This window comes from Moorena sp. SIO3I6 (genome assembly GCF_010672095.1).
Map to the genome: position 1 here is coordinate 1 of NZ_JAAHHU010000234.1, position 7,803 is coordinate 7,803.

The following is a 7,803-nucleotide window of genomic DNA, read 5'->3' on the forward strand; positions in this document are numbered from 1 at the left end:
TTAAGCCACCCTCTCCACCAGTACGCACTCCGCCACCGCCTCCCGTTAAGCCACCCTCTCCACCACCAGTACGCACTGCGCCAGCAATAGCTTCACGCCCGAATTCACGTCCGATGCTCAAGATTGTTCCTGCTCCAGCTAGGACACCAGACTCTCCCAAACTGAGTGCTGCTAGTTCTGTAGCTAGTTCTGCTGTTAGTCCTGTAGCTACTTCTGTTACTAGTCCTGTAGCTAGTTCTGCTGTTAGTCCTGCTGCTGCTCCTGGGGCTAGTAACGGTGAGGCACCTGTTTCTGAGGCTAGTAAAACTAATGTACCTACTGCTAAGGCAAATACCCAACCCAAACCAACTCCACCCAGTCCCATCGCTGTAGTACAAACTGTGTCAGAATTGCCAGTGATTAAACCAGCGCCCTCTCCTACTGACGTGGCAACTCAGGATTCCTCTAGAGAAAGTCTATCGATCCCCACAGAAACAGTTGTAATCCCTGACGTTGAGTCTTCGATTTCTTCTACTTCTACTGCTTCGATTTCTTCTACTTCTACTTCTTCTACTACTAATGTGGCGGTTCAAGCCATCCCTGCTCCTCAACAGAATGTGTCCAGTCTCCAGAGAGGTTCTTCTACCTCTAGAATTATTGATCAAGCTGTGCCTGGACTGAATCTCCCGAGTAGCTCTGTTATCGATCAAGCTGTGCCTGGACTGAATGTCCCGAGTAGCCCTGTTTCTGATTCCTTAAAGCCATCTGAGCCTACTGTAGCGAATCCGATATCTCAAAATACCCTGTTTGATAAGATTTCTCAGGTAGCAGAAGCTAGACGATATTTCCAGGAGCGCTGGCAACCTCCCGAAGGGCTACAGAAAACCTTGAACTATAGTTTGTGGTTAAATAATAATGGTACTATCCGACGTATAATTCCCCTTGGGCAAGCAGCGAAAACCTATATAGATAACGCCCCCATACCTCTGATCGGTGAAACTTTTGTGTCCCCTTTAGAAGGGGAAGGTATACCAAAAATTCGCGTGCTGCTACACCCGGATGGTAAGGTTCAAACGTTGTTGGAGGGAATGAATTGACGTAATTAGTAATAGGGGCTCTTGCTTACCACCTATTAGGTTAAATTCCTTCCTACCTAGGATGTCCAAAACTATTGTTAGGCAATTTTGGACAATATTTTTGTTTGCGCTCCCTAGGGCGTGTTTTCTTGCCTCGGAGATCCCCCTAAATCCCCCTTAAAAAAGGGGGACTTTGAGTATGGCTCCCCCCTTTTTTAAGGGGGGCTGGGGGGGATCATAATCTTGCGGAAAACTTTGAAAACACGCCCTAGCACTCCCAAGAAACTGTGGGGTCTCCCGCTATTGAGCTTTAGTTTAGGATGAGGAAGTTTAAAATCCAGGTATAGCTATCTTGGGAGTTGTTTTAACTAACGGTTTGGCATAGTAGGTCTGGAAAAGCAAGTTAACTAAACTCTATATCTAGAGTCTTTGGGTAAGCCCTGAGTTGGTATTGCGCTGTTGACATTGGCCTTTAGGATCCTCCACCATTCACAATTCGTTTTTATCTGGGTTCAAACTAAAAGGAATATTGAAAGTGATGAAGAAGCATAAAATCCAATTTCCACCTACAAATGTTCGAGAGCTTGGCCAAGATCAAGTCTATTTTTACCTTGTTAATGGAGAATCCAGGGAGAAGATCCGTCTACATGACTATGAGCGGATATTCGAAGTTCCTGAATTATACGAGCAGGTTGTATATGAGCGTCTGAAGTGCCAGTCTCCGTCAATTGTAGTGGATATCCTGGAGTCTGCTGTCTCTCAAGGGGACCAGAGCCTCAACGAGCTTCGGGTACTTGATCTTGGGGCAGGAAACGGGATAGTTGGTGAAAAGCTGAAACAACACGGAGTCTCACGGCTAATCGGAGTTGATATTATTCCCGAAGCCCAGGCTGCCACTGAGCGAGATCGTCCCGGAATCTACGATGAATTCTATGTGATGGATTTCTGCAATCTCAGTGATAAAGATCGTGATGAACTCAATTCTTGGTCACCTAACTGCTTGGTTTCAGTAGCAGCACTTGGGTTCGGTGACATACCAGCAAAGGCTTTCTTGGAAGCCTTTAATGTAATTAGCGAAAATGCCTGGGTTTCCTTTAATATCAAAGAAACCTTCCTTGATTCAAGTGATAATTCTGGATTTTCACAGCTGATTCGGAAACTGATCTTCTCAGAATTTTTGGATCTTTATCATCTGAAAAGGTATCGCCATCGGTTCTCCCTCGAAGGCGAAAAGCTCTATTACTTTGCGCTAGGGGGCAAAAAAAATTATGATGTTCCGCTCTCCTTAATAGACTCACTTGAATAGACTTACTTGGGTTGTCATCCTGACAGGGCAAACCTATATAAAATTGGGCTAACCGGGAAGCTAATATGCAGACAACTCGGTTATTGCCCACTAAGTCTGATTGGGGGATTACAACCAAATTGACACTCCCCGGTCTAAAGACGCGGGGATTCTTCGTTCAACGATTCGGCTTGCTGAACCTGGTCGGAACCAAGAACAGTAGAGGCCAAATCTCCCGAAGCGTTTACTGGGTCTAAAACCCAGGTTCCGGTGTGCCCCACCGTACCCAAGGCTCTCTTTAGGATATTGATTGCAGCATTGTGGTCTCTATCAAGTTCACACCCACATTCACAGACATGAGTTCTGGTTGATAATGATTTTTTAACTACTTCGCCGCACTCAGAGCAATTTTGACTGGTATAGGCAGGATTCACCGCAACAGTGACCCGCCCAAATTTTTTGCCAAAGTGCTCTAACCACTTCCTAAATTGATACCAACCTGCATCATTAATAGACTTAGCAAGACAGTGATTTTTAACTAAATTCTTTACTCTTAAATCTTCGTAGGCGACCAAATCGTTAGATCGGATTACGCAGCGCGCCGGAGACGAAACCTTAGAAGAGTGCAGCCTTACAACAAAACCTGTCACCTTTGATGCATAGCCTACCAACTATAAAGGCTGCACTCTTCTTGCGGTAACTTCTAACCAGTCTCTTGACGTGCTCTTCACGTTGTCTACTTATTTTAAGATGATGTCTACCCAGTCTATCAATAGCCTTCTTACGGTTGGCAGAGCCTTTCTTTTTGCGAGAAACCCTACGTTGATGAAATTTTAACCGTTTCTCTCCTTTTCTGTAGAACCTAGGATTAGGTTCAGAGTTTCCATTAGAATCAGTGTAAAACTCTTTCAGTCCTACATCTAACCCGATAGTTAACTTAGATGGCTCTAACTGTTCATTCACCTCAATAGAGACGCAGAACTGGACATAGTAACCATCTGCTCTTTTTACTATACGGACTCGCTTAATCTGTTTCTTGTCAAAACGCCACAAGTCCCAGGTACCCTTGAGCTTCAGTCTCCCTATTCCTTTCTTGTCACTAAAGGTGATTGACTTTTTATCAGGGGACAATTTCCATCCTGATTGCTTATACTCAACCGATCTACAATGCTTTTGGAACTTAGGAAAACCTTTCTTCCCGGGCACCTTCTTCTTGCAATTATCAAAGAATCGAACAACCGATGACCATGCTCTTTCAGAGGCAGCCTGACGAGCTGTTGAGTTTAGTTCATTAGCGAAAGGGAACTGATGAGCTAGTACTTTACTGTATTTACTCATATCAAAATTGTTTATCCCTTTATTGTCCATCCATAGACGGATACAGCTATTACGAATGAATTTTACCGTCCGAATAGCTTCATCGATCGCAGAATATTGACTCGTCTTTCCGTAGGCTTTAAATTCTAGAATGATCACCGGTTATCGACCTCACCGCTCTATACTTTATTCTACAACATCTAGAATAAAATCCCGGATTATTCTGAAAATATTTTTCACGGCGGCTAAAGACCGCTGCGACCCTTCATCCCCGCTCTAAAGAGGCGGGGCTTTCGGGTATCGGGGATTCCTGTAATCCTCCACAATCTTTACTATACGCTCCGCCGCACGACCATCCCCAAAGGGATTAATGGCATTTGCCATCCCCTGATAAGCTACTGAATCACTCAATAACAAACTTGCCGCCCCTACCATCTGTTCCGGGTCGGTTCCTACCAACTTACCAGTCCCAGCTGCGATCGCTTCCGGTCGTTCCGTGGTCTTACGCAATACCAGCACTGGCTTACCCAAACTCGGTGCTTCCTCCTGCAATCCGCCAGAATCAGTCATCACTAAATAACACCGTTGCATTGCTGCTACCAATTCCACATAATCCAGTGGTTCTGTTAAAAATACCCGCTCATGGTCACCTAACATTGCCCTTAGGGGTTCCCTGACCGTAGGATTACGATGGAGAGGTAACAATAACGCTGTATCTGGGAACTTATCTAAAATATGGAGGAACCCCTGGGCTATATCCTCCAGTGGTTTCCCCCAGTTTTCCCGACGGTGTACTGTTGCTAAAATCGTGCGGTATCCTTCCCAATCTAAACCCGGAACCTCACACACTGGTTCCCGCTCAGCTACCATCAACAGGGCATCAATCACCGTATTCCCAGTTTTATGAATTGCGCCAGTGACCCCAGACCCCTGCAAATGCTCTACTGCCAGGGGAGTGGGGGCAAAATGTAATTGAGTAATCTGAGAAATCAGCCGTCGATTGGCTTCCTCTGGATAGGGATTAAACAAATCATTGGTGCGCAATCCGGCTTCGACATGACCCACCGGGATACGTTGGTAAAAGGCTGCCAAGGCCGCAGCAAAGGCTGTAGTTGTATCCCCCTGCACAACTACTAACTGGGGCTGCAATTCCTGAAATAATTCCTCTAACCCCCGTAAACTAAGACAAGTAATATCGGTCAGAGTTTGCTTGGGCTGCATAATTTCTAGATCCCGATCCGCCCTCAGGTCAAACATCCCCATCACCTGGTCTACCATTTCCCGATGCTGACCCGTTAACACCACCTGAGTCTTAAATTTACCAGAGCGTTGGAACTGAAGAATCACTGGAGCTAACTTAATTGCCTCCGGACGAGTTCCTAATGTGATACAGATTTGAATTGGAGACTTGGTTGAACCCTGGTTTAGGGTCTTGGGTGTAGGGTCTGGGGGAATTTCCAGGGGTTTCATAATTACAGCATTTCTCAATTGGCTGAAGTACTTTCGTTCTGGGTTGCGCGGGAATAGGGAATAGGGAATAGGGAGTAGGGCTAAGAGTCAGCGGGCGTGGGAAAACCGGGCCCGGGGAGGGAGGGTTGGGCTGCGAAAAATGTTCAACCGTTGCTACCCCTCAACACTCAACACTTAGCAATAACCCAAGCGAGTCAATAATAGAACAATTTCATCAATAGCATTACGGAGTTTAGCAGCAGATTGGTCAGATTGATTTACCAGAATACTCAATACCAAGGTTTGATAGTCAGGAATATCAAGATAGCCTGATAAGGCTGAGACACCACTTAATGTACCAGTCTTAGCCTGGAGCTTACCAACAGCTGCGGTATCACGAAAGCGATCGCGTAAAGTTCCACTAACCTCAGCCGTAGCCAAGGATTCTCGATAAACCTGAGCTAATGGGGTTTGTGCCATCAGTCTCAGAGTTTGTGCGATCGCAAACGGACTAGCTAAATTATGGCGAGATAGCCCAGACCCATCAGCCATACTATAGCTTTTTGGGTCAACCCCTAACTCCGTTAAGCTCTGTTGAACCGCTACCAGACCAAACTTAGGGCTAGACTCACTCCTTTCCTCTGTCTCCAGCTGGTGCAATAATGCCTCAGCATACAAATTATTACTCTGCTGATTGATTTCCTTTAACAATAGCGCTAACGGAAGAGATTCCACTGCTGCCAACTCTGTCGTTATTTCTGTATTGGTTATCTGTGTATTATTCACATTAGCTGAACTTTCTTTTACCAATGCCTTAATCACAGCAATTCCCTCAGCTTCCAGGATACGGCGGAAGGACTCCAGGAAATAATGGGCTGGGTCGCGAACTGCTAACCCCCAGAAGTCTGGTGCAGCATCTGCTGCCAGTTGACCGTTAATCACTAACACCGGCTCACCTAAAACTCCCATTATTTCCACTGAGTATGGTATTCCCGCCTTACCCGTAACAGCACGATTATCCACACGCCACTGTTTAGCCGCTACCCCATCACTCCAACTAACGCGCAATGGTTTACCAGGCTGTTGGGGCAATAGGGTTAGTCCAACAGTATTTTGATTGAGAATAAGTCGATTAACCGAAGCGCCATAGTATAGATAACTATCGCTCCACTCCCAGGTTGGATTGATAATACCATAGGGAGTATAGCCATCTTCTACAATTAACTGTTGCACCAACCTTACCCCTTGACCCTTTAGTTGTTGTGCCACATCTGTTAACTGGGTATTGCTTAAGCTTGGGTCTGCTTGTCCCACAATTCGTAAGGACGTCAAATAGGGGCTAGTGCCAGTACCATAAACCGGTGTGCGAATCCGGTATTGCTCACCTAGTTGACGTAACGCTGCTGCTGTGGTAAAGAGTTTGATATTGGATGCTGGGATAAAGAAACGTTCTGATTCAAGACTGTAGAGGGGAGCTGAGTCGGCTAAGGGTTGAATCAAAATGCCCCAACGCGATCGCATAAATTCCGGACGACTGATTATGGCATCAATGGCTGTAGTTAAGTCAGCAGGACAAATCTTGTCTCCAAAGGATTTCCGTTCCTCAACTACTTCAACTGCTGCCGGTGTCGCCATCACCCCTTGCTTGATGACTAACTGTACAGCTAACCACAACAGCAGCAAAGTTATTGGTTTTCCCCATCGATGTAAGGGATTTGGCATAACTCACAACTCATAACTCACAACTGACCCACTCAAGTAAAGCTGCATCTAATTAAAGCTGTTTGACCCCGTGGGTGGAATGGGCATCAGTGGAACGGGCATCAGTGGAACGGGCATCTTGGTGGAACGGGCATCTTGCCCGTTACAATTCCCAGGCGGGCTGTCCCAACGCCCTTGGGTGGTGCGTTACGGGGCGGGCTGTATCAACAGTGGCTACGAGGTTGCACATGATGGCAACCCCGCCCCTAACGCACTACGAACTCAAATCATTTGTCTAATCCGTTAATGACTAAACTATTAAAAATTACTCCTCAACGCTGGCTGATTATCTTCTCCCTATTGATTATTACACCATTAGGGATTCTTTCCAAGTACTACTCTGGTCTTGGATAAAAATGGGTTCATGACTACTCTGGTGATATTTTTTATGAGATTTTTTGGTGTTTATTGATATTTTTTATTATCCCCAATCGCCAAGCAATAACCCGAATTACCTTAGGAGTTTTTAGCGTTACCTGTGCCATAGAATTCTTACAACTTTGGCAAACCCCTATATTAGCACCGATTCGTGCTTCCTTAATCGGTAAATTTCTCTTAGGAACTACCTTTGTATGGTGGGATTTCCTCTATTATGCCATTGGCAGCGTCTTAGGTTGGCTATGGTTACGGCAAATTTCGCAGTTCGGTAAACTGATTAGATAGGGTGCATCTCATATTTGTAAAAAAGAATGGGAAGTCTAGGAAGTGTGGGAAGTATGGGAAGTTTCTTAGACTTTTTGCCTAATTGTAAAAGCGATACATCGCTACTCCCGACTCCCGACTCCCGACTCCCGACTCCCGACTCCCTACTCCCGACTCCCTACTCCCTATTCCCTTTGTTATACCGGACTTAATATTACTCAAAACTAACGGATATTTCTACCTTTTGTTTTGGATCTAATCCAATATATTGAGCACGAATAGTAGTACCCGATA

The 7,803-nt window shown here is 45.5% G+C and carries 8 protein-coding genes and 2 pseudogenes; 5 read left to right on the forward strand and 5 right to left on the reverse strand.

The window, feature by feature from the left end:
• A partial coding sequence (locus tag F6K49_RS32350; protein ID WP_293103235.1) for a hypothetical protein occupies nt 1-364 on the reverse strand: 364 nt, incomplete at its 3' end.
• A 16-nt stretch (nt 365-380) separates the two neighbouring features.
• On the opposite strand from F6K49_RS32350, the gene F6K49_RS32355 reads away from it, so the two are divergent.
• The gene (locus tag F6K49_RS32355; protein WP_293103239.1) at nt 381-1,076 is read left to right on the forward strand and encodes a hypothetical protein; all 696 of its coding nucleotides are present in this window, start codon (nt 381-383) and stop codon (nt 1,074-1,076) included.
• Nucleotides 1,077-1,593: 517 nt separating this feature from the next.
• Nucleotides 1,594-2,361, forward strand: a complete 768-nt coding sequence (locus F6K49_RS32360) for a class I SAM-dependent methyltransferase (RefSeq protein WP_293065089.1) — start codon at nt 1,594-1,596, stop codon at nt 2,359-2,361.
• Between the two features lie 134 nt (nt 2,362-2,495).
• On the opposite strand, the pseudogene F6K49_RS32365 reads toward F6K49_RS32360, so the two are convergent.
• From F6K49_RS32365 to dacB, 4 genes and pseudogenes are all read right to left on the reverse strand, one after another.
• Nucleotides 2,496-2,942 (reverse strand): annotated as a pseudogene (locus F6K49_RS32365) (RNA-guided endonuclease TnpB family protein); the annotation flags it as partial.
• 13 nt (nt 2,943-2,955) lie between these two features.
• On the reverse strand, nt 2,956-3,816 hold the full coding sequence (locus F6K49_RS32370; protein ID WP_293103246.1) for a transposase: 861 nt from the start codon (nt 3,814-3,816) through the stop codon (nt 2,956-2,958).
• A 117-nt stretch (nt 3,817-3,933) separates the two neighbouring features.
• Nucleotides 3,934-5,127 carry a UDP-N-acetylglucosamine 2-epimerase (non-hydrolyzing) gene (gene wecB, locus F6K49_RS32375; protein ID WP_293082435.1) on the reverse strand — a complete coding sequence of 398 codons (1,194 nt, stop codon included), beginning with the start codon at nt 5,125-5,127 and terminating at the stop codon, nt 3,934-3,936.
• 174 nt (nt 5,128-5,301) lie between these two features.
• Nucleotides 5,302-6,828: a D-alanyl-D-alanine carboxypeptidase/D-alanyl-D-alanine-endopeptidase gene (gene dacB / locus F6K49_RS32380; protein ID WP_293103249.1), complete on the reverse strand. Its 1,527-nt coding sequence runs from the start codon at nt 6,826-6,828 to the stop codon at nt 5,302-5,304.
• Nucleotides 6,829-6,890: 62 nt separating this feature from the next.
• Between dacB and F6K49_RS32385 the strand changes: the two genes are divergently transcribed.
• The 3 genes and pseudogenes from F6K49_RS32385 to F6K49_RS32395 all read left to right on the forward strand — a co-directional run bounded on the left by F6K49_RS32385 (nt 6,891) and on the right by F6K49_RS32395 (nt 7,721).
• Nucleotides 6,891-7,106 carry a hypothetical protein gene (locus F6K49_RS32385; RefSeq protein WP_293103252.1) on the forward strand — a complete coding sequence of 72 codons (216 nt, stop codon included), beginning with the start codon at nt 6,891-6,893 and terminating at the stop codon, nt 7,104-7,106.
• A 127-nt stretch (nt 7,107-7,233) separates the two neighbouring features.
• Nucleotides 7,234-7,530 (forward strand): annotated as a pseudogene (locus F6K49_RS32390) (DUF2809 domain-containing protein); the annotation flags it as partial.
• Nucleotides 7,531-7,556: 26 nt separating this feature from the next.
• The gene (locus F6K49_RS32395; RefSeq protein WP_293103255.1) at nt 7,557-7,721 is read left to right on the forward strand and encodes a hypothetical protein; all 165 of its coding nucleotides are present in this window, start codon (nt 7,557-7,559) and stop codon (nt 7,719-7,721) included.
• The last annotated feature ends 82 nt before the right edge of the window (nt 7,722-7,803 follow it).